The organism is Psychromonas sp., assembly GCF_983033635.1.
The window spans coordinates 1-2853 of sequence record NZ_CEZLMY010000089.1; the positions used below are offsets into that span (position 1 = coordinate 1).

Sequence of the window (2853 nt, forward strand, 5' to 3'; positions counted from 1 at the left end):
GGTTATGCCTTTAAATACTGATTCATATTTAAGTAAAGCGTTATCCGCTTTTTCTTTGGTGATAACTAACGTTAAGCCTTCAGCTTCAGCAAAGGTCGCTAACGGATTTAATTCACTATAATCTCCATATAAACCAGTGACAGTGCAAAAAACATATTGATCAGTTAGCACCACTGGTGACATTGAGGCTAATAATTTACTTAACTTTGTTTCGCCGACCATTTAATTTTCCTTTCTTTTATTTCGTAATCTCATTATTAGCTTGCAACCATCAGTTTGCTAACCTTTGTTATTTAGCACAGCTAAGATTCGCACAATAAACTCCTGTGAGCTATAACAAAAGGAAACAGTCGCAACACTCGGTAAAGGAGTTTTTATGTTTCTCGCATGTGAAGTACTAAACGAAAATATTATTGAGAGATCCTCAGCTTCACTCTGGTCTGATTTTGTGCGCGCAGTAAATGATGATCAGAGTGACATTTTAACCCAGTGTTTAAGCTTACTAAATAGCTCGGATAGTCAAAAACAGCAGACAAAAACTCTGGCGATAGATCTAATAACGCAAGCACGCTGTCAAAACCACTCACTCAAAACTCTAGATGCTTTATTACTCGAATACCCTTTAAATAATGAAGAAGGCATCACCTTAATCTGTTTAGCTGAAAGTTTATTGCGCATTCCGGACCCAACCACTGCAGATGCATTAATCCGTGATAAATTATCTTCGGCGGATTGGATCACTCACCTCAATCATGCCGATTCATTTTGGGTTAACGCTTCTACCTGGGGGCTTTTATTAGGCAGTAAGTTAGTAACGCCCCCTGCCGGGTCTGAACATGGAAATCCACCCGCACTGCAGGCGGTTTTATCGTTAATCAACAAATTCAGTGAAGCGCTTATTCGTAAAATCACCTATCAAATGATGGGACTCTTAGCAAAACAGTTTGTCTTTGCCCAGGATATAAAAAATGCTGCAAAGCAGGCGCATAAGCCGTCACTGCCGGGGTTAAGTTACACCTTTGATATGTTAGGTGAATCGGCATTAACAACAGCTGACGCAGAGAATTATTATGAAAAATATCAACAAGCTATCGAGTTTGTTGGACAACAAGGTAAAATATCTAAAACAGCTGCCAGCTCTGTTTCTATTAAACTCTCCGCATTAGATCCCTGTTATGAAAGCCGTTATCAAGAGGCTGTATTTACAGAGCTGTTTAATCGTCTGCTTAAATTACTAAAGCTTGCCAAAAAATTAGCGGTGCCGATCACTATTGATGCCGAAGAAGCTGATCGTTTAGAGATCTCTTTAATATTATTTGAAAAACTATATCAACATCCTAGTTTACAAGGCTGGGGACAATTAGGACTGGTGGTACAAAGCTATTTAAAACGGTCTATACATGTACTGCTTTGGTTGGCGGCATTAGCGAAAAAACAAGGAGATAAAATTCCTGTTCGTCTGGTTAAAGGCGCATATTGGGACAGTGAAATTAAACAGTGCCAGCAACGCGGTCTAAGCAGTTATCCTGTTTTCACCCGCAAACAAAGCACTGATGTTTCCTATTTAGCTTGCAGTGTGTTTTTGTTAAAACCATTCATCGAAGGATTACTGTCAACGCAATTTGCCACTCATAATGGACAAACTATTGCAGCTGTTTTGTCTATATCAGGTCATCGAGACTATGAATTTCAACGACTATTTGGCATGGGTGAAAGTTTATATCAGATCTTATTAGAGCGTTATCAGCAGAAGGTTCGCATTTATGCCCCGATAGGTAATTATCACGATCTTTTACCCTATTTATTGCGGCGTTTATTAGAAAATGGTTCGAATAATTCTTTCGTCTCACAACTGGCGGATCCTAATTATTCATTAGATAAATTAACTGAGCATCCGGTTGATTTACTTAACCACTTTAAAAGTGTAAGCCATCCCAATATCCCATTACCAGAAAATTTATTTGCTAATAAACGTGATAATTCATTGGGGTTGAATATTAATAATGAATTTGAGCGCAATGATTTTTATCAACAGATCGCTGCTTTTATCTGTTTTAAATGGCATGCTAAACCACAAATAACAGCCGCAGTAATCGATTTACAGAAGCAAGCCGTTTTTGCACCATTTGACCATAATCTTGAGATTGGCGATGTTAAATGGATGCGAACAGAACAGATAACCGCAGCCATTACTGATGCTCAATCTGCTTTTGCAGCGTGGAATAACCGTCCTGTAACAGAGCGTTGTTTGTGCTTAACTAATTTAGCCGATTTATTACAAGAGAACAGAGCCGAGTTGGTCGCCTTGTGCATTTTAGAAGCGGGTAAAACTATTCAAGATGCACTTGATGAAGTACGTGAAGCAATTGATTTTTGCCGTTATTACGCGTCTTGTGCACTGTCAGATTGGCCAGTCAAAGCGGCGCAAATGTTCGGTGATCAGGAGAAAGATTATCAACGAACTGCTTTAGGTGTATTTGCTTGTATCAGCCCGTGGAATTTTCCTTTAGCTATTTTTGTCGGCCAAATCAGTGCGGCTTTAGTGACCGGTAATACTGTGATTGCCAAACCCGCCCCGCAAACGAGCTTAATCGCCTATAGGGTGATTGAACTGCTCTACCAGGCTGGATTTCCCAAACAGGTTGTTCAATGCCTGCCGGGTGATAGCAAAATTGGCAGCACAATAATTAACGATCCGAGAATTCGGGGAGTTGTCTTTACCGGCTCAATCAATAGCGCACGCTTAATTAATCAAACATTGGCAGACAGAAGCAGCGACCCTGCCATTTTGATTGCAGAAACGGGCGGACAAAATGCCATGATAGTTGACAGTAGCGCGCAAGCTGAACAAGT

At 40.1% G+C, this 2853-nt stretch carries 2 protein-coding genes; one reads left to right on the forward strand and one right to left on the reverse strand.

Annotation, left to right across the window (positions count from 1 at the left end):
* Positions 1 to 222, reverse strand: a 222-nt coding sequence (locus AC4GME_RS11945) for an ACT domain-containing protein (RefSeq protein ID WP_490379444.1), incomplete at its 3' end; no start/stop codon positions are given.
* Positions 223 to 376: 154 nt separating this feature from the next.
* Here AC4GME_RS11945 and putA point away from each other — a divergent pair.
* On the forward strand, positions 377 to 2853 hold a 2477-nt coding region (gene putA, locus AC4GME_RS11950), incomplete at its 3' end, for a bifunctional proline dehydrogenase/L-glutamate gamma-semialdehyde dehydrogenase PutA (RefSeq protein WP_490379445.1).